Annotated in this window: 23 protein-coding genes; 14 read left to right on the forward strand and 9 right to left on the reverse strand. The window is 65.8% G+C overall.

From position 1 onward, the window contains the following. Positions 1–15: 15 nt before the first annotated feature. The 3 genes from ASE72_RS06380 to rpmI all read right to left on the reverse strand — a co-directional run bounded on the left by ASE72_RS06380 (position 16) and on the right by rpmI (position 1,175). Positions 16–357 (reverse strand): GIY-YIG nuclease family protein, encoded by a 342-nt coding sequence (locus tag ASE72_RS06380; protein ID WP_056019108.1) that lies wholly within the window; start codon positions 355–357, stop codon positions 16–18. Positions 358–586: 229 nt separating this feature from the next. Beyond that, a complete protein-coding gene (gene rplT, locus ASE72_RS06385) occupies positions 587–952 on the reverse strand; it encodes a 50S ribosomal protein L20 (RefSeq protein ID WP_031395288.1) in 366 nt (121 codons plus the stop codon). 19 nt (positions 953–971) lie between these two features. Continuing rightward, positions 972–1,175 carry a 50S ribosomal protein L35 gene (gene rpmI, locus ASE72_RS06390; RefSeq protein ID WP_031395289.1) on the reverse strand — a complete coding sequence of 68 codons (204 nt, stop codon included), beginning with the start codon at positions 1,173–1,175 and terminating at the stop codon, positions 972–974. A 168-nt stretch (positions 1,176–1,343) separates the two neighbouring features. On the opposite strand from rpmI, the gene ASE72_RS06395 reads away from it, so the two are divergent. Continuing rightward, positions 1,344–3,467 (forward strand): AsmA family protein, encoded by a 2,124-nt coding sequence (locus tag ASE72_RS06395; protein ID WP_056018040.1) that lies wholly within the window; start codon positions 1,344–1,346, stop codon positions 3,465–3,467. A 205-nt stretch (positions 3,468–3,672) separates the two neighbouring features. Here the strand turns inward: ASE72_RS06395 and ASE72_RS06400 are convergent, their stop codons facing one another. Next, a complete protein-coding gene (locus ASE72_RS06400) occupies positions 3,673–4,521 on the reverse strand; it encodes an inositol monophosphatase family protein (protein WP_056018042.1) in 849 nt (282 codons plus the stop codon). A gap of 90 nt (positions 4,522–4,611) precedes the next feature. On the opposite strand from ASE72_RS06400, the gene ASE72_RS06405 reads away from it, so the two are divergent. From ASE72_RS06405 to ASE72_RS21025, 3 genes are all read left to right on the forward strand, one after another. Further along, positions 4,612–5,148, forward strand: a complete 537-nt coding sequence (locus tag ASE72_RS06405; RefSeq protein WP_056018044.1) for a peroxiredoxin — start codon at positions 4,612–4,614, stop codon at positions 5,146–5,148. A 66-nt stretch (positions 5,149–5,214) separates the two neighbouring features. Continuing rightward, on the forward strand, positions 5,215–6,234 hold the full coding sequence (locus tag ASE72_RS06410) for a GGDEF domain-containing protein (protein WP_056018046.1): 1,020 nt from the start codon (positions 5,215–5,217) through the stop codon (positions 6,232–6,234). 191 nt (positions 6,235–6,425) lie between these two features. After that, a complete protein-coding gene (locus ASE72_RS21025) occupies positions 6,426–6,551 on the forward strand; it encodes a hypothetical protein (protein WP_268795883.1) in 126 nt (41 codons plus the stop codon). A gap of 157 nt (positions 6,552–6,708) precedes the next feature. Here ASE72_RS21025 and ASE72_RS06415 read toward each other — a convergent pair whose 3' ends face one another. Beyond that, a complete protein-coding gene (locus ASE72_RS06415; RefSeq protein WP_056018048.1) occupies positions 6,709–7,359 on the reverse strand; it encodes a YbhB/YbcL family Raf kinase inhibitor-like protein in 651 nt (216 codons plus the stop codon). A gap of 3 nt (positions 7,360–7,362) precedes the next feature. Continuing rightward, on the reverse strand, positions 7,363–7,893 hold the full coding sequence (locus ASE72_RS06420) for a hypothetical protein (protein ID WP_056019109.1): 531 nt from the start codon (positions 7,891–7,893) through the stop codon (positions 7,363–7,365). 176 nt (positions 7,894–8,069) lie between these two features. Here ASE72_RS06420 and ASE72_RS21030 point away from each other — a divergent pair, with 176 nt between their 5' ends. The 5 genes from ASE72_RS21030 (at position 8,070) to ASE72_RS06435 (ending at position 12,541) form a co-directional block, all read left to right on the forward strand. Then, positions 8,070–8,195, forward strand: a complete 126-nt coding sequence (locus ASE72_RS21030; RefSeq protein ID WP_268795884.1) for a hypothetical protein — start codon at positions 8,070–8,072, stop codon at positions 8,193–8,195. Beyond that, positions 8,192–8,524 carry an alkylphosphonate utilization protein gene (locus ASE72_RS06425; RefSeq protein ID WP_056018050.1) on the forward strand — a complete coding sequence of 111 codons (333 nt, stop codon included), beginning with the start codon at positions 8,192–8,194 and terminating at the stop codon, positions 8,522–8,524. The genes ASE72_RS21030 and ASE72_RS06425 overlap by 4 nt, the downstream gene beginning before the upstream one ends. A gap of 673 nt (positions 8,525–9,197) precedes the next feature. Further along, complete coding sequence (locus ASE72_RS20145; protein ID WP_156350149.1) at positions 9,198–9,341, forward strand: hypothetical protein; 144 nt, start codon at positions 9,198–9,200, stop codon at positions 9,339–9,341. Positions 9,342–10,073: 732 nt separating this feature from the next. Continuing rightward, on the forward strand, positions 10,074–10,520 hold the full coding sequence (locus ASE72_RS06430; protein ID WP_056018052.1) for a hypothetical protein: 447 nt from the start codon (positions 10,074–10,076) through the stop codon (positions 10,518–10,520). 56 nt (positions 10,521–10,576) lie between these two features. Beyond that, on the forward strand, positions 10,577–12,541 hold the full coding sequence (locus ASE72_RS06435; RefSeq protein ID WP_056018055.1) for a M10 family metallopeptidase C-terminal domain-containing protein: 1,965 nt from the start codon (positions 10,577–10,579) through the stop codon (positions 12,539–12,541). Positions 12,542–12,801: 260 nt separating this feature from the next. On the opposite strand, the gene ASE72_RS06440 is transcribed toward ASE72_RS06435, so the two are convergent. The 3 genes from ASE72_RS06440 to ASE72_RS06450 all read right to left on the reverse strand — a co-directional run bounded on the left by ASE72_RS06440 (position 12,802) and on the right by ASE72_RS06450 (position 16,444). Continuing rightward, positions 12,802–13,782 (reverse strand): SDR family NAD(P)-dependent oxidoreductase, encoded by a 981-nt coding sequence (locus ASE72_RS06440; RefSeq protein ID WP_056018058.1) that lies wholly within the window; start codon positions 13,780–13,782, stop codon positions 12,802–12,804. A gap of 1 nt (position 13,783) precedes the next feature. Beyond that, complete coding sequence (locus ASE72_RS06445; protein ID WP_056018060.1) at positions 13,784–15,085, reverse strand: UDP-glucose dehydrogenase family protein; 1,302 nt, start codon at positions 15,083–15,085, stop codon at positions 13,784–13,786. Positions 15,086–15,331: 246 nt separating this feature from the next. Then, entirely contained in the window at positions 15,332–16,444 is a 1,113-nt protein-coding gene (locus ASE72_RS06450; protein ID WP_082445810.1) for a glycosyltransferase family 4 protein, read from the reverse strand. 210 nt (positions 16,445–16,654) lie between these two features. On the opposite strand from ASE72_RS06450, the gene murB reads away from it, so the two are divergent. The 5 genes from murB (at position 16,655) to ASE72_RS06475 (ending at position 24,437) form a co-directional block, all read left to right on the forward strand. Beyond that, on the forward strand, positions 16,655–17,575 hold the full coding sequence (murB, locus tag ASE72_RS06455; protein WP_056018064.1) for a UDP-N-acetylmuramate dehydrogenase: 921 nt from the start codon (positions 16,655–16,657) through the stop codon (positions 17,573–17,575). A 101-nt stretch (positions 17,576–17,676) separates the two neighbouring features. Beyond that, complete coding sequence (locus ASE72_RS06460; RefSeq protein ID WP_200916170.1) at positions 17,677–18,996, forward strand: UDP-N-acetylglucosamine 1-carboxyvinyltransferase; 1,320 nt, start codon at positions 17,677–17,679, stop codon at positions 18,994–18,996. A gap of 48 nt (positions 18,997–19,044) precedes the next feature. Continuing rightward, positions 19,045–20,832: a type I secretion system permease/ATPase gene (locus ASE72_RS06465; protein WP_056018067.1), complete on the forward strand. Its 1,788-nt coding sequence runs from the start codon at positions 19,045–19,047 to the stop codon at positions 20,830–20,832. Beyond that, positions 20,832–22,223 (forward strand): HlyD family type I secretion periplasmic adaptor subunit, encoded by a 1,392-nt coding sequence (locus tag ASE72_RS06470; RefSeq protein ID WP_056018069.1) that lies wholly within the window; start codon positions 20,832–20,834, stop codon positions 22,221–22,223. Before ASE72_RS06465 ends, ASE72_RS06470 begins: the two co-directional genes overlap by 1 nt. Positions 22,224–22,280: 57 nt before the next feature. After that, on the forward strand, positions 22,281–24,437 hold the full coding sequence (locus tag ASE72_RS06475) for a GumC family protein (RefSeq protein WP_162235459.1): 2,157 nt from the start codon (positions 22,281–22,283) through the stop codon (positions 24,435–24,437). The last annotated feature ends 57 nt before the right edge of the window (positions 24,438–24,494 follow it).

Here is a 24,494-nt window from a genome sequence, read left to right on the forward strand (position 1 = left end):
AGGTCTTGCGTCACGTCATACTCCCAGGGCGGGTTCGGTCGGCAGATCGGACAGGCGGGGCAGCCCCAGACCGATACCCAGATCGTCCCAATTTTCGTTGCGCGCTTCGATCAGCTCGATCTTCCACGCTCTTCGCCAGTCCTTCAACCGCTTCTCGCGAACGATCGCGGCCTCCATCGTGTCGAACATCTCGTAATAAGCGAGACGCCTGATGCCGTACCGGCGAGTGAAGCCGGGGATCAACCCCTCGCGGTGCTGAACGAGGCGCGCGATCAAGTTTGAGGTGACGCCGATGTAGAGCGCGCCGTGGCGGCGCGAGGCGAGGATGTAGACGCAAGGCTGAAAGGTTTCGCGCATTTCTTGCTCCCCCTTGATCACCCTCCCCGTCATCCCGGCGGACGCCGGGACCCATGGTTGCGGGCCGGGTGATGGTAGCACGCTTTCGCCGGGTCCGCCGTAACCGTGGGTCCCGGCGTTCGCCGGGATGACGGATGGGGGGATGGCCGGTCGGCAAACCCCAAACACAAAAAAAGGGCGCCGGTGGTTTCCCACCGGCGCCCTTTTCGAACCCAACCTCAGTCGCGGATTACGCGGCCTGGGGAAGTGCTGCCTTCGCCTGGGCGACGATCGCGCTGAAGGCTGCGCCCTCGTGCATCGCGATGTCGGCCAGGACCTTGCGGTCGAGTTCGATACCCGCAAGCTTCACGCCGTGCATGAACTGCGAGTACGTCAGACCCTCGGCGCGGACGCCGGCGTTGATGCGCTGGATCCACAGGCCGCGGAAGGTGCGCTTCTTAACCTTGCGGTCGCGATAAGCGTACTGTCCGGCCTTTTCGACGGCCTGACGGGCGATGCGGATGGTGTTCTTGCGACGGCCATAATAGCCCTTCGCCTGAACCAAAATACGCTTGTGCTTGGCGCGGGTGGTAACACCCCGTTTTACGCGTGCCATTGTCTAATTCCTTCTCAGCTCAACGCAGGCCGTAAGGCGCCCAGGCCTTCACTGCTGCGGTATCGGCCTTGGACAGCAGCTTGGTGCCGCGGTTCTGACGGATGTACTTGCCGTTGTGATGCGCCAGACGGTGACGCTTGCCGGCGACGCCGTGCTTGAGCAGGCCGGTGGCGGTGAGCTTGAAGCGCTTCTTGACGCCGCTCTTGGTCTTCAGCTTGGGCATTTTTATCCTTTCGGTTACGAAGGAGGACGCTGAAATCGCCGCGGCAGCCCACACTGGCCGGGCGATTCGTCGAACGCGTTCCCTTCGAGGAAGCGGCGCGCATAGACGGGCGTGGCGCCATTGTCCACCATTTGGAACCGCAGCGCCCGCCATGCGATACGTTCTTTCATGGACCAAAGCGCGCCGCAGCCGATCGCCTCCCCTGCCCCGACCGAGGCGCGTCCGCGCCGGGTGCGGCGGATCGTCCGCAACGTCCTGATCGGGATCGTCGCGGTGATCGCAGCGATCTGGCTGGTGCTCTACATCACCAAGGGCCGCTTCCTGAAGCATCCGTTCGAACGGATCGTCGGATCGCTGACTCACCGCACGGTCACCGTCCGCGGCGATTTCCAGCTCTATTTCGCGCCGTTCCGGATCAAGTTCTACGCCGAGCGCTTCACGCTCTCGAACCCCGACTGGGCGAGCCGCCCCAACCTGTTCCAGGCGGAGAAGCTGGACACGCGGATCGCGCCGCTGTCGCTGATCTTCGGCAAGCGGCGGCTCTACTGGCTCGATCTGGTCGATGGTGCGGTCGATCTGGAATGGAACGCGGCGCATAGCGCCAACACTTGGACGTTCAGCGACAAGAAGGGCGGCAAGCCGCTCGAATTTCCGCGGATCGACGTCGCGACGGTGACGGGCACGAGCGTGCGCTATCTCGATCCGCGGATGCGTGTGCTCGCCAATCTCGACGTTGCCGACATCCGGTCGGTCGACGCGACGATCGGTCGCGCGGTCGGACTGAAGGGCACCGGACGGCTGCGCGAGACGCCGTTCACGGTGATCGCGCAACTCCTGTCGCCCGACGCCACCGCCAACCGCGGGCAGAACAAGCTCGTCGCGCGGATGCGCGCGGCCGGGAACGTCATCGATGTCGCCGGCACGCTGCCCAGCATCGCCGATGTCGAGAACGTGCCGCTCGCGGTGACCGCACGCGGCGCCAACCTGTCGACGCTGCTCGGCGTCATCGACGTGGCGATCCCCAACACACGGACCTATCGCCTGCGCGGGCAGATGGTGAAGACCGGCGAGAAATACCGCTTCACGCGGATTACCGGCATCGCTGGCAAGACCGATCTGGCGGGCAAGCTGACCATCACCAATGGTGACCGTATCCATCTCGATTCGGTGCTGGCGACCAGGAGTCTCGACATCGTCGATGCCGCGCCGTTCATCGGCTATAATCCGGATATCGTCGAGACGAAGGGCGCGGTGGCCGCCGCCGCGGCGACGGGTGCGGGGACCGAGCGTCTGCTGCCCGATGCGAACTTCCCGATCGAGACGATGCGGATCTTCGACGCCGATCTGAAATGGACGATCGGCGTGGTCCGGTCGAAGAACATCCCGATCTCGAACGTCGACCTGACGCTCGACCTCGAGCGCGGGCGACTCGCGCTGTCGCCGCTGACCTTCGCGATGGCGCGCGGCAACGTCGCCTCCGACGTGGTCTTCGACACGCGGTCGCGGCCGAGCGCGGTGTCCTACGACATCCGCCTCGCCCCGACGCCGCTGGGGCGGCTGCTCAAGGGCTACGGCCTGGCCGAGGCGGGGACGACGGGGACGATCAAGGGCCGGATCAAGCTCGATGGTCGCGGCGATTCGATCCATGATTCGCTGGCGTCGTCGCGCGGGCGGATCGCGTTCGTGATGCCGTCGGGCGCGCTGTCGGTGCGCAACGTCCAGCTCGCCGAGCTCGACATCGGCACGTTTGCGCAGCGGATGTTCCAGGGCAAGCTCGACGAACCCGTGCAGGTCAATTGCGGGCTGATCGGCTTCACGGTGCGCGGCGGCGTCGCGGCGGCGGACCCGATCCTGATCGACACGCGCAAGAACGTGATCGTCGGCCGCGGCGGGTTCAGCTTCCGCAACGAGGCGGTCGACTTGGCCTTCCGCGCCGATTCGAAGAAGTTCAGCCTGTTCGCCGGACAGTCGCCCGTGGGGTTCGGCGGCGTGTTCGCGGCGCCCAGGATGAGCGTCATCTCGAAGGACCTGCTCGCGCGGGTCGGCAGCGGGCTGGGACTCGCGCTGGTGGCGACGCCGGTGGCGGGGATCCTCGCCTTCGTCGATGTCGGCGATGCGAAGGCCACCGCGTGCGGCCCGGTGCTGGCGGGTGCGACGGCCAAGGCGCAGCGGACGACCAAGGGCGAGGCGCGTGACGATGTCGGCCGGGGAACGACGGCCAAGGCCGAGGATGGCAAGACGTCGGAGGCCGAGAAGAAGGGCCAGAAAAAGAAGTTTCTCGGAATCTTCTAAGGCGGCGGCGGCTTTGGTCACAACCGCGCCGCGCGTTTTACCTTACCGGCCCTACCCTTCCCGTCACCCCGGCGAACGCCGGGGCCCATGGTTTCGGCCAGCGCGGTTAGCGACCGTGCCGTGTCCATGGGTCCCGGCTTTCGCCGGGATGACGGATATGGGACTGGGTGCGCGGCCTAACGCCCGCCTTCCCACCAAGACGCTCTCAATGCTCGTGATCGCCGTGGTCATGCGAACCGCCATGGTCGTGCGCATCGCCCGCGATCCGGTGCATCGCCTCGAGCACATCATCCAGCCTCGCGGGATCGCCGATCGCGAGCACATGGCCCTCGCTCGCGGCGGTCAGCGGGTCGCCGTTCCAGTCGCACATCATCCCGCCGGCGCCTTCGACGACCGGCACCAGCGCGGCGAAGTCGTAGAGCTGGAGACCGGATTCGCAGACGACGTCGAGATGGCCGCTCGCCAGCAGACCGTAGTTATAGCAGTCGCCGCCATAGACGGGCCCCTGCCGCGGATTGCCGCCCGATATGGCGGCGACCAGCGCGAGATAATGCGGGACATCGCCCTCGCCGAACAGATGCGGGCTGGTCGTGGCGATCGTCGATCCCGCGAGATCGCGACAGGCGCGCGTGCGTACCGGGACGCCGTTGAGCGTCGTCGGCCGCCCCGCGACGCCGACCCAGCGTTCGCGCTGGACCGGCTGGTCGATGATCCCGAGCACCGGCCAGCCATCCTCGACGAGCGCGATCAGCGTCCCGAAGATCGCACGGCCGACGGTGAAGCTGCGCGTGCCGTCGATCGGGTCGAGCACCCATTTGCGGTTGGTGACACCGGTCTTCTCGCCAAACTCCTCACCGACGATCCCGTCGCCCGAGCGTTCGGCGTCGAGCAGCCGACGCATCGCCGATTCGGCCTCACGGTCCGCGCGCGTGACGGGGGACTGGTCGTCCTTGATCTCGACGCCGTGCTCATGGCGGAAATAGGGTCGGATGACGTGGCCCGCGGCATCCGCGAGGCGGTGCGCGAGGTCGATATCGGCTTGGGTTACTGGCATATTCCCTGCCTATCGGCGCACGCCGTCATGAGCAATGGACGAGGCGCACGGCGCGGCGTAGGTCATTGCGATCCAACCGGAGTATCGCCCATGCGCCTCGTCTCGACTCTCGCCGCCGTCGCTCTTCTCACTGCCGCACCGGCATTCGCGGCGCTGGCGCCCGGCGCCAAGGCTCCCGACTTCACCACCCGTGGCGCGATCGCGGGCAAGGTCTTCACCGTCCACCTGGCCGAACAACTCAAAAAGGGTCCTGTCGTCCTCTATTTCTTCCCGGCGGCGTACACGGGCGGCTGCAACGCCGAGGCGCATGCCTTTGCCGAGGCGATCCCCGCCTTCACCAAGGCAGGTGCGACGGTCATCGGCATGTCGGCGGACAATGTCGAGACGCTCAGCAAGTTCTCGGCGGAAAAGTGCGCGGGCAAGTTCGCGGTCGCGAGCGCCGGGCCAAAGGTCGTCGCGGGCTATGACGTCGCGCTGGGGAAGCAAGTGCTGGGTCGCAACGTGACGAAGCGGACCAGCTATGTCATCGGCAAGGACGGACGCGTCGCCTTTGTCCACGACAACATGAATCCGACCGATCACGTCACGACGACGCTTGCCGCAGTCGAGAACCTTAACCGGCGATAACGCATTAATCGTCATCGCTTACTAACCTTTTCGGGTTTATCTTGAAGCCGAATCGGGGGCGATAACATGCGAGATGCGCAGGGCGCACGGGCGATGGCAGTGGAGGGATTGTTCGAGCGGATCGGACAGTTTCTCCGTGACCACCGACTAAGCCCCGAACCGGCGCATTACAGCTTTGCCTACAGCGTGCTCGCCGCGCCCGATGGTCCGCTTGCCGCCACGGTGGCGCGGCTGACCGAGGGCGGCGTGCGGCTGTTGCGCAAGGATATCGAGGCGCTCGGCGGACAGGTCGTGATCCCCGTGTCGACCGGCGACGCCGATGTCCGCAACGGCGAGGCGGACCGGCTGGTCGCCGAGACGCAGGAGCAGGTCAACGACTTCGCCTCGATCATGCAAACGATCCATGCCGAGACCCGCGGGCTTGGCCACGAGCTCGCCGAGAGCGCCGCGGCGATCACGATAGCGCCCGGACTTGCGGAGATCGACCAGATCACGCGGATCACCAGCGCGATGATCGAGCGGATCCGCGAATCCGAAGTGCGGCTGGCGACCGCGACCGAGGAAACCAACCTGTTGCGCGCCAAGCTGGCCGAGGCGCGCGACACCGCCCGGCGCGACACGCTGACCGGGCTGCCCAACCGCCGCGCGTTCGACGAGGCGTTTGCCGCGCGCGACCTCGATGCCGGCCCCTATTGCCTCGCGGTGTGCGACGTCGACCGGTTCAAGCGCGTCAACGATGCGTTCGGTCACGGCGTCGGCGACCGCGTCCTGACGGTCATCGGGCAGACCATCGCGGAGGGATGCGGTGGGCATCTCGTCGTCCGTCACGGCGGCGAGGAATTCGCGGTACTGATGCAGGGCGTCAGCCTGAGCGATGCCGCCGCGCTGCTCGATTCGGTTCGGGCGATGGTCGCGGCAAAGCGGTTCCGCAACCGCGAGACCGACCGGCCGCTGGGGCAGGTGACGTTCTCCGCAGGCGTGACCGCGATCCACGCGGACGAAACCGCGGAGGCGGCGTTCCTGCGCGCGGACCGGCTTCTGTACACCGCCAAGGGCGATGGTCGCGATCGGGTGTGCACCGCCTGACCGGGTGCGGCGTCAACCGCGCCGATAAATGGGATATCCGGCCGGTCGGCATGGCGTAAATTGCTGTCTGGCCAAGGCCGCACAAACAATATCGGCTCGTTTCAGTCACATGCTGAATTGGCACGCTGCATGCAACGCCCTGGATATCGACGCCGGATGGTCCGGACGCCGACATCACAGGGACTGCCATCATGACCTTCCTCTTCGCCTCCGCCCGTATCGAAGCTGCCAAGCGCATCGCCGTCTCGTTCGTCGGCGCAGTCGTCTTCGCCGCGATCGCCGTCAGCGCCGCCGCTCCGATCGTCCCGATCGCCTGAGCCACGCGCCGCCTTCACCTCATCGCGTATAACCGGAGACACACCATGGCCCGCAGCCTGCTGATCGGCCTCGCCGCATTTTCAACGACCGTCCTGCTGATCACGACGCACAGCGCCGCGTTCATCTGACACAGGGTATCGGCACGCGCCGATCCGGTCAGGCGAGCACGCCTGACGATACCGGTCCGACCGGCGCCTCCTCCTCGCGCGAATAGGTCCCGACCAGGACCCCCGCGGCGAGCACATGCCCCCTTATCGCCTCGACGAAGGCGGATCGACCGGGTGACGTCCCCGGATCCCCGAGTGCGGAGTCGAGCGCGAAAAGCTGGAAGACATAGCGGTGGAGCCCGTGCCCGGTCGGCGGATCGGGCGGCAGCCATCCCTCGCGCAGATATGAGTTGCGACCGACATCCCCGGGCATCGCAGCGTTGGCGTGGCCGGCGCCGTCGGCGACGATCGCACCCTCGGCAAGACCGTTTGCGTCGGCAGCGATGTTCCACACGACCGCGTGGACGAGTGGCTGTGGCGTCGGCGCGTCGGCATCCTCGACGATCAGCGCAAACGCCGCGGTGCCCGCCGGGGCGGCACCCCAGACGAGCGGCGGCGAGACACCGTCACCGTCCGCGGTAAAGCGCTCGGGCAGGCGCGCGTCGGGCGCAAACGCCGGGCTCGACAGGTCGAGCGACGCAAGCTGCGCGTCCGCCGTCGCACCAGCAGCGAGATCGGATTGCGCGATCACGACCGAGTCGGCGCCCGCGCGCCACCCCTGCATTGCATGACCGAGCCACGCGGGAAGATGTTCGAGCATTGCTTATCCCTCCGACGGACAGGAACCGGGACGGAAGGTCGATCCGCCATTGCCATACCAGCGGCTGCGATCGCCCATGCTGTCCGCATCGTGATAACAGGCCTCGGGTCGTCCGGCATCGGCATCGCCGGCCTGGCTCGCATCCGCGGCGACCGCGAACATCCAGTTGTGATCGCCGCAATTATGCTGCTCGCAGCCCCAGGCGGCAACGCGCGGCCCGCGCCGGAAGATCGGCGTCTCGGGACCGTCGCGGGTCCGGATCAGCGTGCGGACCTTGTCGTCGCCGACCGCGTCGATCAACGCGTTCGCGACCTCGGTCCGGTCGAAGAAATCGACCCCGCCAACCGCATCGTGCGGATATTTGCCGACATAGGCGGTGATCGGCGTCGTCTGCGCCTGCCCTGCCATCGGCTTGGGCGCGCGCATCGCCGGCGGCGTGAAGTTTCCGACCGCATCGGCCTGCGCCCGGTCGTCGGCCTTGCCGCAGCCCGTGAGCGCGAACGCCGCGAGCGCGATGGGAACGAGCCTGGTCATCATATGCATCGCATCCCCGCCTCCATGATCTTCTTCAACGCGCCGGCCGGGTCGAGGTTGCGATCCCGGGCGATCCTCCGGGTGGCGCGCACGCCCGCGAATATGCGCGCGTGCGGCACCGTGACCGTGTAGCATGGCGGCACCGGGGCGCTCCGCTCCGTCAAAGGGGCAGCATCATGGCCAAGAGCCAGAAGAAGTCGAACAAGGAAGTGCGCAAGCCCAAGGCCGAAAAGGCGCCCAAGGCGAACGCTGCGAACCCGACGACCAAGGGCAAGCCCGTCGAGATGACCACGCTGAAATGAGCGGGTCCGAGACGACGGCCGGGACCGGCGCCGAGGACAGCTATGTCTATGACGAGGCGACCGGCGAGTGGGTGGCCGCAGGCGCCGGGGCGGACAAGGATGCTGGCGAGGATGGCGTCGTCGTCCGCGATTCGGTCGGCAACGTCCTCGCGGACGGCGACCAGGTGACGCTGATCAAGGACCTGACCGTCAAGGGCGCAGGTCAGACGCTCAAGCGCGGGACGCTGATCAAGTCGATCCGGCTTACCGGTGATGCGCAGGAGATCGACTGCCGATACGAGGGTATCAAGGGGCTGGTACTGCGCGCGGAGTTCGTGCGGAAACGCTGACCACGGCGATACGAGGAGCTTGAAGCGGGCGGTTCGCGCGCGTCCGCGTCGCGCGCGCGACGCTGCGGCGGGTGCGAGTCGCAACGCCCCCGCCGCCGCGCGTCGACGGTCCACGCATGACCGCGATCCTCCCCCGTTTAACGATCCGACCATGACCGGAACAACAGTCACTGGTCGACGGCGCGTGCGATGCCCCGAGGAGATCATGGCCACCCCCGGGCGAACTCGGGCGGTAGTTGCTTTGGGGCGGTACTAGTCGGACAATTCACGCACGGCATTCGCCTCGCGCTCGTGCCGACCGATTGCTTCGGGCCGCGCTGCTGCTCCTGCAAGCCTTGCGAGGACTATTTGCCGATCGCCGCCGGCTCCGACGGTTCGCCATATTCTTACAACAAAGGGATGATAATATTATCGCGCGTCCGGTTATAAACGATTTTTTATTGTCGTCCCATTTGCTTCTTAATCTCACTTCCTACCGCTACTATTAAGTCCAGGACGCTGCCCATTGAATTAATTGGTTTTTTCAAATTCAACTAAGACTCGAATACATGGTGGCTTCACAATAGAAGTTTCGTTCGAAAATTTCGCGTAATTGCATATTTTTGTTTGATTTCCGGCACTCCCTGTCCCATGTTGAGACAAAGCGAGCGATATGACCGCTGAGGAGAGTGCCATGAATGAGTTTCACCGCTCTGTGATACAACCGCCGTCGTACCACGATGCCCCGCAGGCCATGTTCGGGCTTGTCGTGGGCCTTTCCATCAGCATCGTCATTTGGATGCTGATCGCGTTGGCGTTGATGTTGGCCTATGCGTAACAGGTCTTGGCAAGACCGGTGAAATACATGCTGCCGATCTGCGCCGCCTCATTTCTGACAAGCGGCGCAAGTTCTTGTGCGGAGGCATGACTTTCAGACTGTATGCGCCTGCACTCGTCTGCAGGTTCCAGTAAAGCCGGTCAGGCCATGTCTTGGTCGCAAGCATGGCCGCTAATCTTTAGGCCGGACATAGGCTGGCGGATGTGGCGCCGTCCCGTCCATACCGTTTTCGTGTAATAACGATGCGATTGCCCACGGCGGCGTTGGAGCTGGCGATTGCGACCAGATGGTCGTGACATCGTCTGTCACGACATGATGCCCGCTGCGCTGCGAGGCCAACCGCGGCGGACCGCGCGCTACGGTCATCATGGGTACCCGAAACACCGCCGCTGTTCGCAACGCGACGCTGCGGAAACATCGATGCTGGCAGTGACACTCGCGAGCAGATCGGCGGTCGGCTGACCAAGGCTCGTGTCGACGGCCGGCCGCCACGCGGAACCCGACTCACGCTACCCCTGACGCCTGTCCGTAAGAAGCGATCATCCACGCGCACGGCTGATCGCAAACCGCGCGCGCCACCACCTCCACCGCTCACGCATCATCCAAACGTGATGCGTTCGTCACGCGCACGATACCGCCCCGCAATGTCGTTGACTTTTGTAATAAAAGTGTCAGCTTCATTAACCAAGATGGGGGGAGCGGAACACCGTGTGGGGGCCAGTCGGATTGTCCATGATGATAGCGTCGCCGCTGGCTGCCGCCGCACCTGACGCTGTGGACGCCGCACCGTGGCCGCAACGCGCGATGCCGTCCCCGCTATGGCGCGGTGCGGCGCGTATCGGCCTGATGTGCGACACGGGGATCGCGCCCGCGCTATGCGACGTCATCGCCGACGAAGCGCGGCGGCGCTCGCTTCTGCCGGTAACCCCCATCTCGCGGGACCACCGCGCGACCAAGGCGGACCGTGACACCGTCATCGTTGCCGTCGCGATCGAACAGCATCCGCAGGGCGAACACCTCGTCGTCGTCGTCCGCCGCGCCGTCGAGATCGACGACGCCGAATCGCCCGCGCGGTACAGTGTCGCCTGGCACGGCACGGCGCCGCCACGACCACAGATCGACGAAGTGTTGCAGAAAAGCCTGCCTCATCATCGCAACGCCGGGAACAGACCAGAATAGGCAGTCCGGGCGCGCGTACATATCCGCCGACACAGGGTTAAAACAGGGAGAATAGCATGACGTTCGAAGCATCCGGATCAACGGCAGGATTCAATGACGGCGGGACGTACAATGATGGCGGGCCCGTTCCCCTCGCCGCTTCGCTCGACCCCAATGCGGGCGGCACATCCAATGACAAGACGATCTGGACGCTGGATCAGATCAACGCGAACTTCAATCGGTCGGGATATGACTGGTACACAAACAACTATGGCGAACTAAACGACGGCGTCCTGAACTATGGCTTCTGGCTGAACCAGGAAGAGCTGGGAAACAGCTATTACACCAACGTCACGGGCACGGTCGCGCTCAACGAATATTTCGATTTCACCGCGTTCAACGCCGGTCAGACGGCGCTTGCCCAGCGGTCGATGACGTTGTGGGACGACCTGGTCGCGATTTCGTTCGAGCAGACCAAGTCGGGGTCGGCGGACATCACGTTCGGCAATACCGCGACCGGTGGCGCGCAGGCCTATGCCTATCTGCCGTTTGGCAGCACCGACGATGCAGAGATCCTCGCGGATTTCGGCTTCGAGGATTATGGCCGGCTCGGTGGCGACGTCTGGATCGACGGTGGCGTCGCGTCGAACTTCTCGCCGCTGACCGCAAGCTATTACGCGCAGACGACGATGGTGCACGAGATCGGTCACGCGATCGGGCTGAGCCATCCCGGCGATTATAACGCGCTCGACGACAATGACGGCGACGGCGTGCCCGATCCGATCACCTATGCGAGCGATGCCTTCTACGCGCAGGATTCACGCCAATACAGCATCATGAGCTATTTCGACGCGTATGAGACGGGGGCGCAGCATATCGACTGGGCGCTGCTGAACTTCGCCTATGCGGCCACGCCGCTGGTCCATGACATCGCCGCCATCCAGAAGATCTACGGCGTCGACCAGACGACTCGGACCGGCAACACCGTCTATGGCTTTAACGCCACCGCGGACAACGCCGTCTATGACTTCTCCGCCAATACCCGGCCGATCGTCGCGATCTGGGATGCGGGCGGCACCGATACGCTCGACTTCTCCGGCTGGAACACGTCGTCGACCATCGACCTCAACCAGGGGGCCTTCTCGTCGGGTGGCGGTGTCGACGACTTCCTGACGCTCGAGCAGGTCAATGCCAATCGCGCGGCGCTGGGCTTCGCAGCGCGCTCGCAGGCCAGCTACGACTTCTACGAGGACCTCAAGACGCAGCTCGGGCTCAAGAGCGGGTTGTTCACCGACAACGTCTCGATCGCCTATGGCGCGGTCATCGAGAACGCGATCGGTGGCGGCGGCAACGACCGGATCATCGGCAACGAGGTCGCCAACGCCCTCACCGGTGGCGCCGGCCGTGACATCTTCGAACTGCGCTCGGGCGGGACGTCGGGCGCGGATCGGATCACCGACTGGTCGCGCGGCGATGTCCTCGCCACGACCAAGGCGATCAACGACGCCAATGGCGACGGGATCATCACCTGGAAGGGTGCGTCGCTCACGCTCGACGGCAGCGACGGCGACCGGGTCGAACTGGTCGGCGCGCAGGGCAGCAGCGGGCTGCGGCTGATGGGCAGCATCGACGGCGTCTTCTACTATGAGGACGCGCGGGTCCGCCCGGTCGCGTCGAGCGGGCAGAAGGTGTATGAGAGCGGTTTCGGCAACGACGTCCTGCGCGGACGCACGACCGCAAGCGCGACCGACGTCTTCTTCTTCGACACCGCCAACCCGGTCTCGTCGCTCGGCAAGGATACGGTGTCGTTCACGAAGAACGACATCTTCGTGACCACGACCAAGCTCGCCGATGCCAACAACGACAACAAGATCACGTTCGGCAAGAACGGCGTGCTCGATCTGGGCGGCGATCATGGCAGCGTCGCGCTGAGCGGCACCTCCGCGCTCGAATATGACGGCGTCGTCACGAACAACGGCACCGAATATTACGTCTACAGCAATGTCGGCTCGGCCGTCGGTGTCGGCGCGCTGCACTTCTGACGCTCGGGGGAGCGGCTCCGGCCCCTCCCCCACACGCCCGCGGCACAGCCGGGTCGCGGGCGCACTGGACACGAGAACGAAGCCGCTCAGTCAGGGCGGCTTCGTTTTTTTTGCGCATGGCGTCGACGCATGACGATGCGGGATCGTGCACTAAACCGGCGGCCGCGCGCTTTCCGGCACGTCGCCGGTGATGATCAGGTCAGACTCGATACCGTCCGATCGGCGAGTCTCAGGCTCGATCGCGCACGTGGCACGGGGGCTCAACGCGCGCCGACATAGTCCTTGTACCAGGTCGCGAAGCGCGCGAGGCCTTCGGGAAGCTGCGTCTTGGCTTCGAACCCGCAAAGCGCCTTCAGCTTGGACACGTCGGCATAGGTCGCGGTGACGTCGCCCGGCTGCATCGGCTTCATGATCATGTTCGCCTTGCGGCCGATCGCCGACTCGAGCGAGGTGATCATTTCCATCAGACCGACCGGCTGGCTGCCGCCGATGTTGAGGATACGGTGGCCGTGCCGCGCCGGCGGGTTGTCCAGCGCGCCGAGGATGCCGTCCACGATATCATCGATATAGGTGAAATCGCGCGCCATCTTGCCTTCGCCGAACACCTCGATCGTCTCGCCCGCCAGGATCTTCTGCGTGAACGAGAAATAGGCCATGTCGGGTCGCCCCCAGGGGCCATAGACGGTGAAGAACCGCAATCCCGTCTGCGGACCGCCATAAAGCTTCGTATAGGCCGCGCTCATCAGCTCGCAGGCGCGCTTCGTTGCCGCATAGAGCGAAACCGGCTCCATTGCGGGCTCGTCCTCGCTGAACCCCTGTCCGCCCATGAGACGATCGCCGTAGACCGAGCTCGACGAGGCATAGACGAGATGCTCGAACCCCGGCGCGTGCCGACACGCCTCCATCACCGAAAGATGGCCCGCGAGGTTGGACCGCTCATACGCGAACGGGTTCTCGATGCTGTAGCGGACGCCCGCCTGCGCCGCGAGATGGACCACGCGGGTCACGCCTACGTCGCGGACGATCGCCGCCACCGCATCGGCGTCGGCGATGTCGACCTGCTCGAACCGGAAGCCTTCACGCCCCTCGAACGTCGCGAGACGCGCGTGCTTGAGCGCCGGATCATAGTAATCGTTGACGATGTCGATCCCGATCACCTGCTCGCCGCGGTCGAGCAGACGGTGGGCCGTCGCGTGGCCGATGAAACCCGCCACGCCGGTGACCAGAACCGGTGCAGTCATATCAGCGGCCAACCGCGTGATAGGTGAACCCGGCCGACTCGACCATGTCGCGCGGATAGATGTTGCGCAGATCGACCAGGATCGGCTCGCTCAGCAGCGACTTGACGCGTGGCAGGTCGAGCGCACGGAACGCATCCCATTCGGTGACGATCACGAGCGCATCGGCGCCTTCCATCGTCTCGTAGGCGTTTTCGCAATACGCCACGTCGGTCAGGACCTTCTGTGCCTGCTCGGTGCCCTCCGGGTCATACGCACGGATCGTCGCGCCGGCGTCCTGCAGCGTCTGGACGACGGCAATCGCGGGACTGTCGCGCATGTCGTCGGTGTTCGGCTTGAACGTCAGGCCCAGGACCGCGACGGTCTTGCCGCGAACATCGCCGCCCATCGCCGCGATCACCTTGCGGCCCATCGCACGCTTGCGGTTGTCGTTCACCGCGACGACCGCCTCGACGATACGCTGCGGCGCCTCGTAATCCTGCGCCGTCTTCAGCAGCGCCAGCGTGTCCTTGGGGAAGCACGAACCACCATAGCCGGGACCGGCGTGGAGGAACTTGCCGCCGATGCGACCGTCAAGGCCGATGCCGCGCGCGACGTCCTGCACGTCCGCGCCGACCTTTTCACACAGGTCCGCGATCTCGTTGATGAACGTGATCTTGGTCGCGAGGAACGCGTTGCCGGCATATTTGGTGAGCTCGGCCCCGCGCCGGCTCATCTCGACGATTGGCGACTTGTTGATGTGCAGCGGACGATAGATGTCACGCATCACCTGCATCGCGCGCTCGTTGTCGCCGCCGATGACGATGCGGTCGGGCCGCTTGAAGTCGTCGATCGCCGCGCCTTCGCGAAGGAATTCGGGATTGGAGACGACCGCGAAATCGGCATCGGGGTTCGCCGCCGCCATCAGCCGTGCGACCTCGTCACCGGTGCCGACGGGCACGGTGGACTTGTCGACGATGACCGTGAAGCCCTGGATCGACATCGCGACCTCTTCGACGGCGGCGTAGACATAGCGAAGATCGGCGTGGCCATCGCCGCGGCGCGACGGCGTCCCGACCGCGATGAAGACCGCGTCCGCGTCCTTCACCCCTTCGGCGAGGTCGGTCGTGAAGCTCAGGCGACCCGCGGCGACGTTGGAGCCGACGAGGTGATCAAGGCCGGGCTCGAAGATCGGCATGCGACCGGCGAGCAGTGCGTCGATCTTCGACTTGTCCTTGTCGACACAAACCACGTCGTGCCCGAAATCTGCGAAGCAGGCTCCGGAAACTAGCCCGACATACCCCGAACCGATCATCGTAATGCGCATGAAGATTAAAAGCCTTGTATCGCGACCGTCCGGGTCCAGACTCGCCCCGGTCGGACAATGCTGCGCCGCGGAATTGCAGATTACGTGCAGTGACGCAACGCCTGTTCGCCGAGTCGACTGTACGACAAAGACACAGCGCGCTCCGTGTAAAACATTGCGCAGCGGCGGAATAGGACGGCCGCTGGGGCCAGCTCCGTCAGACGTCTGAACCGCCACCCCGCGCAAACATGCGACGGGATTGGAGCGTCATTCGCGTGGCGCTTTTCCGCTCGCGACGCGGTCGTACACCGCCAGGGTCTGCGCAGCGATGCCGTTCCAGTCGAACCGCAGCCGCAGCGCGGCGGGATCGATGGCATAGGTCTCGGCCGGCGCCGCAAGCTTGGTCGCAAGATCGTCGATCGATCCCGTGCGGAAATAATGGTGCGACGGCAGGCCGATGTCGGTATTCGCCGGAATATCGCTCAACAGCATCGGCGCGCCGACCGAGCCTGCCTCGAGCGCGGCGATGGGCAGGCCCTCGTGAAGCGAAGGCAAAACGAACAGGCGACAGCGTTGGTACAGGTCGCGCAGGGTCGCGCGGGTCTGCACGCCCGCAAAGACGACGTCGGCGTCGGCCATCGCACGAACACGGTCGGCAAAGGCGCTCTCATGATCCGAGCCGCCAACCACCAGAAGCTTTGCGCCCGGCACGCGGCGAACCGCCTCGATCAACTGGTCGACCGCCTTTTCGGGGACGAGTCGCCCCACCGTCAGGAAATAGTCGCCGGACGCGAAGCCCGCGGCCGCGAGCACCTCGTCGGCGGCCGACCCCTGCTCGGGAAGCCGCGACGTGCCGTTCGGGATATAGACCAGCCGGTCGCTCGCAGCAGGGTTCTCGCGCGCCAGCGTCTCGCGCAGCGACGGCGCGACGACGATGATCGCCTGCGCGAACCGCAACGCGGCCTTTTCGCCGAGCCGCAGCATGATGCGCGCAAATCGTCCCCATTTCGCCCGAGCATAGTCCTCGCCGTGATGCGTCACCACCACGCGCAGCCCGAGGATCCGGGCGAGCGGCGTCAGCAGCGCGGGCCCGACCGCATGGATATGGATGAGATCCGCCCGCTGCCGTCGCGCATGGAGCACGGAGAAGAACGTACCGACGATCGCTTCGAGCCGTGCGTTGCGTGTCGACGGCAGCGGAACGACATGGAGGCCGTCATGGTCGAACGGCGCGCGGTTCACATAGGGCCGCCGCGCCAGGATCGTGACGTCGAGCCGTGGCGACTGTGACAGCGCGCGGGGATAGAGTTCCTCGCAGTGGCTTTCGACGCCGCCCATGATGTCAGGGATGCCGCGCAGCCCTGTTACGAATACTCGCATTGATCACGCCGCTCCGTTTGATCCGCGCCAACGCGACGATGCCAGTGGGCAGCGCGGGAACCTAGGCACTAGCGCCAAAGTCGTCAACGCGGCGTGAACCCGCCGGGTTTGGACACGCGCAAATGCCGTGTATGCACGCGGCTCGTCTTCCATCGCGCCGGATCGGGCTTCATGCACTCCCCTCCCCCTGATTTCCAACCGATAGAGGGCGTGACGGCGCGCGCGCACGTCCCGCTGTCGACGCTCGGCCGCTGGCGGATCGGCGGTCCGGCGGATCTTGTCCTGACGCCGACATCGACACGGTCGCTGGGCCTGGCACTGGTCGCCGCACGGGATCTGGGCAAGCCGGTCATCATCATCGGTGACGGCACGAACCTGCTGTTTGCCGATGAAGGATTTCGCGGCACGGTCATCCGTATCGGCCCGGCGATCGCGGCGGTACGACATAGCGGGCCCGGCCGGATCGAGGCGGAGGCCGGGCTCTGGGTGCCGAGCTTCGTACGCCTCGCCATCGGCGCGGGACTGGGCGGCGTCATCCATGCGATCGGCATCCCCGGTCGGCTGGGCGGGCTCGTCACGATGAACGGCGGCAGCCAGCGCAAGGGGATCGGCGACCATGTCGAATGGGTCGACGCCTTCGATCGCGACGGCGTGCTGCACCGGCTCGATCGCGACCAGCTCAACTTCGGGTACCGGCGATCGCGGCTGCAGGACGGCAGCCTCGTCGTCGCGCGCGCGGGCTTTCTGCTCCCGCATCGCGCGTCCGAGGAGTCCCGCCGCGAGGCGATCGCGATCCTGGCGGCACGACGCGCGAAGTTTCCCCGCATCCACGCCAATTGCGGCTCGGTCTTCGTCAGCGACCCTGCGCTCTACCAGAAGATCGGCCCCCCCGGCCAGGCCATCGAACTGGCGGGACTGAAAGGCGCGACGCAGGGCAGCGCCCAGTTCTCCCCCGACCACGCGAATTTCATCGTCAACAGGGGCGGCGCAACCGCGCGCGACGTGCTGTCGCTGATCGCGCTGGCGCGCGATCGGGTGGCGGCGATGACCGGCGTAGCGATGCAGGCCGAAGTGCGCTATGTCGCGCCGAACGGAGCCGTGACTGCGGCACATGAAATCCTAGGGACTTAAGGCGGACTCGCTTCGCTCACCGATCATGACGTAGGGGCGCGACGGGCGCGCGGATGGGCAGGGCTCGCCAGGGCTATGCTCGAGAGATGGAGCGCGACGACGTGACTATTGTAACGCGGCACTCGGCCGAGGTGCCCGCCATGTCGCGCGACGGCGAAGGCGATACGCGGATCCTGACCGTCCGGCCGTCGCAACTGCGTGGCCAGGTCCGCGTCAGCGGCGCGAAGAACAGCGTCCTGCGGCTGCTTGCCGCGTCGCTGCTGACGCCCGAGCGGATCGTCCTTCACAACTATCCCGGCGAACTGCTCGACGCCATCGTTCACGTCGGCATGCTCGAGACGCTCGGCAAGACCTGTCGCGTGATCGGCGAGACGCTCGTGATCGAGGCCGAGACGGCGCCGCCATCGTCGACGCTGGCATGGCAGGGCCGCTCGATCCGCAACACCCTGCTCATTCTCGGCGCGATGGTCGCGCGGACCGGCGCCGGCGCCGTCCCCGCACCTGGCGGCTGCGACCTTGGCGATCGCAAATACGATCTCCACGAACTGGTGCTGACCAAGCTCGGCGCGCGCGTCTGGGAAGAAAACGGCATGTTGCACGCGGAGGCGCCCGATGGCCTGCGCGGTGCCGAGATCACGTTGCCGCTGCGCTCGACGGGCGCGACGGAGAACGCGCTTATCGCCGGATCGCTGGCGAAGGGGCGAACCACGCTGTGGAACCCGCATATCCGGCCCGAGATCATCGACCTTGCCCGGTTCCTCCGGTCGATGGGCGCGGCGATCACGATCAACGGCCAGGAAAGCATCGTCATCGACGGCGCGCCGACGCTTGGCGGGATCACGCACCGCGTCATGCCCGACAACATGGAGGCGATGACCTGGCTGATCGGCTCGGTGATGACCGGCGGCGATGTCGAGATCGTCGATTTTCCGTTCGAGGATCTCGAAGTCCCGCTGATCTTCCTGCGCGAAAGCGGCGCCAGGATCTTCCGCGACGGCCCCGTGGCGATCGTCCGTTCGGGCCGCCCCTACCCGGTCGAGATCAGCACGGGTCCCTATCCGGGAATCAATTCGGACATGCAGCCGCTGTTCGCAGCGATGGGCGCGTGCGCGCGCGGCGTTTCCCGACTGGTCGATCTGCGGTTTGCGGGACGCTATGGCTATCTCGACGAATTCGGCCGGATGGGCGTTTCGAGCGAAGTGCGTGACGGCGCCGCGCACATTACGGGAGGGGCCGCCATCGAGGGAGCCGATGTCCGCGCGCTCGATCTGCGCTGCGGCGCGGCGCTCGCGCTGCTCGGCATGGTCGCCCGCGGCGAAACCCGGATTGCCGACGCGTGGCAGATCGAACGCGGCTATAATGATTTTGCGCGGAAAGCGCATGAACTTGGCGCTAACCTGGCATATACAAATGCATGCTAAGACGCTGAGCAATAAGTTGCCTCGGCCGCTCTACTATTGGATTTCCGCATGACGGATGGCTTGTACGATTCGAATCCGCTGCGTGCTGCGTTGCGCGCCTGCAAACGACACTTCCTGTTCGCGGGGCTGTTCAGCGGCCTCATCAACATCCTCTACCTCGTCCCGTCGATCTTCATGCTCCAGGTCTATGACCGGGTCGTGCCGACGCGCGGCGGGGCGACGCTGTTCGTCCTCACGCTGATCCTGACGGTATCGCTTTGCGTCTTCGCGATCCTGGACTCGGTGCGCATGCGCCTGTTGCTGCGCGCGAGCGTCCGGCTCGAGCGGATGGCGGCATCGAACATCCTGCACCGCATCCTGGGTGCGGGCGGCGCGACCGCGCTGCAGCGCGCCACGGCGATGCGCGATTTCGATACGTTGCGCGGAACGCTGACCGGTCCGGCGATCATCGCGATCTTCGACGCGCCATGGGCACCGATCTACATCCTGATCTGCTTCCTGCTGCATCCGTGGATCGGCGCGCTGGCGCTCGTCGCGACTCTGCTGCTCACCGCGGTCGCCATTGCCAGCGACTTTGCCACCCGCAAGGGCGTCAGCGAGACCACGCTGCGCTCCAACGCGTCCTATCGGTCGCAGGATTATTCGATCCAGGCCTCGGAGGTCGCACGGTCGCTCGGCATGCGCGAAGCGCTGGTGCGCCGTCATCTGCATGAGCGCGCCGATCTTGTCCGCCGACAGGGCGAAGTCGCCGAGAGCTCGGGGACGTTCCTTGCGATCACCAAGTTCCTGCGCCTGCTGTTCCAGTCGCTCGCGCTGGCGCTCGGTGCGTGGCTCGCGATCAACCAGAGCATCTCGGCAGGGTCGATCTTCGCCGCGTCGCTGATCCTGGGTCGCGCGCTTCAGCCGGTCGAGCAGATCCTCAATGCACTCAAGAACGTGCTGGGCGCGCGCAACGCCTATCGCGGGCTCGACGAATTCTGCAAGCTGCCCGACATCACGATCGCGCGCACCGCGCTGCCCGCCCCGCGCGGCAAGGTCGAGGTCTCGAACCTTACCGTGCGCGCGCCCGGCAGCGACCGCGTGCTGCTCAAGAACATCAACTTCGTCGTCGAGCCGGGCCAGATCGTCGCGCTCATCGGCCCGAGCGGCGCCGGCAAGTCGACGTTGCTGCGCGTTCTCTCAGGCGGTCTCGAACCCGACGAGGGCGAGGTCCGCATCGATGATGCGCGGCTCGACGACTGGAACCGCGAGGACCTGGGCCGGCATGTCGGCTATATGCCGCAGACCCCGACGCTGTTCCCGGCAACGGTCCACGCCAACATCTCCCGCTTCCAGGCGGCGGTTGAGGGCGGTGGTGAGGCGCTGGACCTCAAGGTCGTCCATGCCGCGCAGCTGGCCGGCGCGCACGAGCTCATCCTGCACTTCGCCGAAGGCTATGACACGCGTCTGGTGATCCGCGAGGGCGGTGGCCTGTCCGCCGGCCAGCGGCAGGTCGTGGCGCTCGCGCGCGCGCTGTTCGACAGCCCGTCGCTGCTGTTCCTCGACGAGCCGAACGCGCATCTCGACATGAACGGCGAATCGCGGCTGATGCACACGCTCGGCGAATTGCGCAAACGCGGCGCGACGGTGATCGTGTCGACGCATCGCACCGGGCTGTTGCAGGCGGTCGACAAGATCCTGCTGCTGCGCGACGGCGAAGTTCAGCTTTTCGCGAACCGCGAGGACGCGCTGCGTCCGCAATCGACGCCGGTCGGCGAGCAGCCCGATGGCGCGGCTGCGGGTACCGACGCGGGCCATAACGACGACGGCGACCGCCGGCTCGAAGGAGCGAATTGATGAGCGAAGGCGAACTCGTAGGCCCCGTCACGGCCAAGTCGCAGGAGCTGGTGCAAACCACCAGACCCGTTCCGGCGACACCCGAACTCGAGGATTCACCGCGCGACGCGCTCTGGATCGGCGGTCTCGTCGCGGTCCTGTTCTTCATCATCCTGATCGGCTGGGCGAGTTTTGCGCGGCTCGACGCCGCCGCCTATGGCGAGGGCCAGGTCTCGGTCGCGGGCAACCGCCAGACCGTGCAGCATCGCGACGGCGGCAACGTCCAGCAGCTCGACGTCCGTGAGGGGCAGCACGTCAAGGCGGGCCAGATCCTGATCCGCCTGTCGGGCGCCGAAGTGGCGGCGACCGAACGCGCGCTGGCGAACAGCGTCATCGACCTTCAGGCGCAGAAGGCGCGCCTCGAGGCGGATATCCGCGGAGGCCCGATCCAGTGGCCTGCCTCGTTCGCGGCGGCGACCGGCGATGACCGGGCGCTGGTCGTCAAGGCGATGCAGCTCCAGATCGCCCAGCGCGCATCGCGGCAGAGCCTGTTGGCGTCGAGCCGCAACGTCCTGCAACAGCAGGAAGCGCAGGTTTCCAAGCAGTCGGGCGGGTATAACGCGCAGGCCGGTGCCAGCGCCGCCCAGCGTGCCTCGTTGCAGGCACAGCTCGACCGGACCCGCAAGCTCGCCGACGAAGGCTATGTCTCGCGCAATTCGGTCAGCGCGCTCGAACGCGCGGTGGCCGAAATCAACGGCGCCAACGCGGATTATGCTGCACGTGCGGCCGCATCGCGCGAGCAGATCGGCGAGACGCGCCAGCAGATCATCCAGACCGAGCGCAAGTCGATCGACGACAGTGCCAGCATCCTGCGCGATACGCAGTTCCAGTTGAACGAAGTGATGCCGAAATGGATCGCCGCGAGAGAACAGTTGGAACGCACCGTCATCCGTGCACCGATGGCGGGCAGGGTCGTCGGCCTCCGGGTCTTTTCGGTCGGGGGCGTCGTCCAGCCCGCACAGCCCATTCTCGACATCGTTCCGGATGCAGCCCCACTGATCGTCAAGGCCAACTTCCAGCCGAACGATATCGACGGCGTCTATGAGGGACGCGAAGCCGAAGTGAAGTTCCTGTCGATCCACGAACGCGACCTGCCGATCCTGCTCGGGACGGTTCGCAACGTCTCGGCGGACAGCCTTCGCGACGAGCAGAGCGGCCATACTTACTATAGCGCCGAAGTCGTGGTACCGAAGTCGCAGCTGGATCTGCTCAAGAAGATCCGCGGCGAGGATACCGGCGTTCGTGCCGGCGTACCCGTTCAGGTGCTGGTCAAGTTGCGTAAGCGTACCGCACTGCAATATTTTTTCGATCCGCTTACCGAAGCCTTCTCCCGGTCGTTGCATGAACGGTGATTGTCGGGTTCACGGTAGGCTTCCGGGAATGCTCTTGTGATGAATGGTGACACGCGCATGGCCGCAAAGACGAATACGCTGTCGGACGAGCTGCACGAGGGCGAGTCCGACGCCCGGCTGATCGATCTGCACCGGATCTTCGGGATCGCCCGACGTCGCCGCTGGTGGATCGTCGCAACGGTCGTGATCATCCTCGTGCTGACCGCCGTCGCCTATACGATGGTGCCGCGGCGCTACATGGGCACGGCGAGCATCGCGCTCGACCGGCGCGCGGATCAGATCATCGCGGGCCAGTCTCCCAACCAGGAGCTGCCGACCGATTCACCCACCGTCGACACCGCGGTCGAGGTGCTGACATCGCCCTCGCTCGCCGCACGCGTGGTCGACACGCTCAATCTGCAGCGCGAACCCGGCTTTGGTCAGGCGATCGACGGCCCCGTCCTCTCGCCGGCCGCGGCACGATCGCGGGCGATCTCCAAGGTCCAGAGCGGGCTGGCGGTCAAGCGTACCGGCCTCTCCTATGCGATCGACACCAGCTTCACCTGGACGGACCCCAAGCACGCCGCCGCCGTGGTGAACGCGCTGGTCGACGAATATATCGCAAGCCAGCGCGACACCAAGGTCGACTCGCGGACGAACGACAACAAGCTGCTGCGCGAACGCCTGTCGCGACTGCGCGACGAGGTCATCCGGGCCGAAACGGCAGAGGCGCAGTACCGCGCGAACACCAACCTGATCGACGTGCAGAAGGACAGCACGGCGGTGCAGCAGGAACTGTCGTTCCTGAACACACAATTGGCGACCGCGCAGGCCGACCAGGCAGCGGCCGAAGCACGGTTGCGCGCAGCGCGCGGCGGTGGCGGCAATGCGGCGGCGGACTTCGGCTCGCCGGTGATCCGCAGCCTGCGCCAGCAGCAGGCGCAGCTGAGCGCACAGCGCGCGGACCTGGCGGGGCGGTACGGCCCGCTGCATCCCGATCTTGCCAAGCTCGACCGGCAATATGCCGACGTCAACAACAGCATCCGCGACGAAACCCGCCGGACGCTCGCCGGTCTCGTGGCCGACGCGCGCGTCTCGGCCGGCCGGACATCGGCGATCCGCTCCTCGCTCGACCGCGCACAGGGCGGGCTGCAGGCGGGCAACCGCGCCTCGGTCCAGCTGAACGAGCTACAGCGCAACGCCGACTCGGCGCGCGGCCTCTATCAGGCGTTTCTCGACCGGTATCGCCAGTCGGTCGCCGGTGAAGGCACCGACAAGAGCAATGCGTCGGTGATCTCGCGTGCGATGGTTCCCGGCGGACCGGTCTTCCCCAACGCCGCGGTGTTCGGCGCGGGCGGCATTCTCGCGTCGCTGCTCGCCGCGGTCGGCGTCGTATTGCTGCTCGAGCTGCTCGAAAGCGGCTTCCAGAACCGACGCCAGGTCGAGGCGCGGCTTCATGTGCCGGTGATCGGGACCGTTCCCGACCTCGCAACGATCCCGGGCGCGCGGATCTCGAAGCGCGATCCGATGGCGCCAGCGAATTTCCTCGTCGAGAACCAGGGGTCGTTGTTCAGCGAATCGTTCCGCAGCATCCGGTCCGCGTTGAAGATCGGCCGCCCCGATCAGGTCGTTCGGTCGCTCGCGGTCTCGTCGGCACTGCCCGGCGAAGGCAAGACGACGATATCGATCTGCCTCGCCCGCTCCGCCGCGCTGGCGGGCGCGAAGGTCGTCGTCATCGATTGCGACGTCCGGCGTCGCACCTTCAGCCGCTCGGTCACCAATGACACGGCGGTCGGCCTGATCGAGGTGCTCGACGGCACCGCGCAGCTCGACAAGGCGCTGCTCCACGACACGGCGTCGGGTGCGTATATCCTGCCGCAGAGCAACACCAAGTCGATGAACTACGAGCTGGTCGCGTCGCAGGCGATGTTCTCGCTCATCCAGTCGCTCTCCGAGCGGTTCGACCTGGTGCTGCTCGATACGCCGCCGGTCCTGCCGCTCGCCGAGGCACGCGCGATCGCGGCGATGGCCGACGGCGTGCTGTTCGTGACGCGGTGGCGCAAGACACCGGCGAATGCGAGCGAACTCGCGGTCGATATGCTCGCGCGCGAAGGCGCCAAGATCTACGGCGTCGCGCTTTCGCAGGTTAACCTCAAACAGCAGTCACGCGCAGGGTTCGGCGACGAGATGTCCTATTATCATCGCTTCAAGGGATATTACGCCGAAGCAGGCTGACGGGCTCAGCCAGGATCGAAAACGAATACGGGCCGAGAAATCACATTTCCCGGCCCG

It is taken from the genome of Sphingomonas sp. Leaf20 (assembly GCF_001421535.1).
Lineage (GTDB): Bacteria > Pseudomonadota > Alphaproteobacteria > Sphingomonadales > Sphingomonadaceae > Sphingomonas.

What these genes read in the sequence shown, in the direction of transcription:
- ASE72_RS21030 (WP_268795884.1), top strand. Translation starts at nt 8,070, where the DNA reads ATGGCCAAGAGCCAGAAGAAGTCGAACAAGGAAGTGCGCAAGCCCAAG.
- ASE72_RS06410 (WP_056018046.1), top strand. Translation starts at nt 5,215, where the DNA reads ATGCGAGATGCGCAGGGCGCACGGGCGATGGCAGTGGAGGGATTGTTC.
- ASE72_RS21025 (WP_268795883.1), top strand. Translation starts at nt 6,426, where the DNA reads ATGACCTTCCTCTTCGCCTCCGCCCGTATCGAAGCTGCCAAGCGCATC.
- ASE72_RS06420 (WP_056019109.1), bottom strand. Translation starts at nt 7,893, where the DNA reads ATGACCAGGCTCGTTCCCATCGCGCTCGCGGCGTTCGCGCTCACGGGC.
- ASE72_RS06395 (WP_056018040.1), top strand. Translation starts at nt 1,344, where the DNA reads ATGGACCAAAGCGCGCCGCAGCCGATCGCCTCCCCTGCCCCGACCGAG.
- ASE72_RS06445 (WP_056018060.1), bottom strand. Translation starts at nt 15,085, where the DNA reads ATGCGCATTACGATGATCGGTTCGGGGTATGTCGGGCTAGTTTCCGGA.
- ASE72_RS06400 (WP_056018042.1), bottom strand. Translation starts at nt 4,521, where the DNA reads ATGCCAGTAACCCAAGCCGATATCGACCTCGCGCACCGCCTCGCGGAT.
- ASE72_RS06470 (WP_056018069.1), top strand. Translation starts at nt 20,832, where the DNA reads ATGAGCGAAGGCGAACTCGTAGGCCCCGTCACGGCCAAGTCGCAGGAG.
- ASE72_RS20145 (WP_156350149.1), top strand. Translation starts at nt 9,198, where the DNA reads ATGAATGAGTTTCACCGCTCTGTGATACAACCGCCGTCGTACCACGAT.
- ASE72_RS06380 (WP_056019108.1), bottom strand. Translation starts at nt 357, where the DNA reads ATGCGCGAAACCTTTCAGCCTTGCGTCTACATCCTCGCCTCGCGCCGC.
- ASE72_RS06435 (WP_056018055.1), top strand. Translation starts at nt 10,577, where the DNA reads ATGACGTTCGAAGCATCCGGATCAACGGCAGGATTCAATGACGGCGGG.
- ASE72_RS06425 (WP_056018050.1), top strand. Translation starts at nt 8,192, where the DNA reads ATGAGCGGGTCCGAGACGACGGCCGGGACCGGCGCCGAGGACAGCTAT.
- ASE72_RS06450 (WP_082445810.1), bottom strand. Translation starts at nt 16,444, where the DNA reads ATGCGAGTATTCGTAACAGGGCTGCGCGGCATCCCTGACATCATGGGC.
- ASE72_RS06415 (WP_056018048.1), bottom strand. Translation starts at nt 7,359, where the DNA reads ATGCTCGAACATCTTCCCGCGTGGCTCGGTCATGCAATGCAGGGGTGG.
- ASE72_RS06475 (WP_162235459.1), top strand. Translation starts at nt 22,281, where the DNA reads ATGGCCGCAAAGACGAATACGCTGTCGGACGAGCTGCACGAGGGCGAG.
- ASE72_RS06430 (WP_056018052.1), top strand. Translation starts at nt 10,074, where the DNA reads ATGATGATAGCGTCGCCGCTGGCTGCCGCCGCACCTGACGCTGTGGAC.
- ASE72_RS06440 (WP_056018058.1), bottom strand. Translation starts at nt 13,782, where the DNA reads ATGACTGCACCGGTTCTGGTCACCGGCGTGGCGGGTTTCATCGGCCAC.
- ASE72_RS06405 (WP_056018044.1), top strand. Translation starts at nt 4,612, where the DNA reads ATGCGCCTCGTCTCGACTCTCGCCGCCGTCGCTCTTCTCACTGCCGCA.
- ASE72_RS06465 (WP_056018067.1), top strand. Translation starts at nt 19,045, where the DNA reads ATGACGGATGGCTTGTACGATTCGAATCCGCTGCGTGCTGCGTTGCGC.
- rplT (WP_031395288.1), bottom strand. Translation starts at nt 952, where the DNA reads ATGGCACGCGTAAAACGGGGTGTTACCACCCGCGCCAAGCACAAGCGT.
- rpmI (WP_031395289.1), bottom strand. Translation starts at nt 1,175, where the DNA reads ATGCCCAAGCTGAAGACCAAGAGCGGCGTCAAGAAGCGCTTCAAGCTC.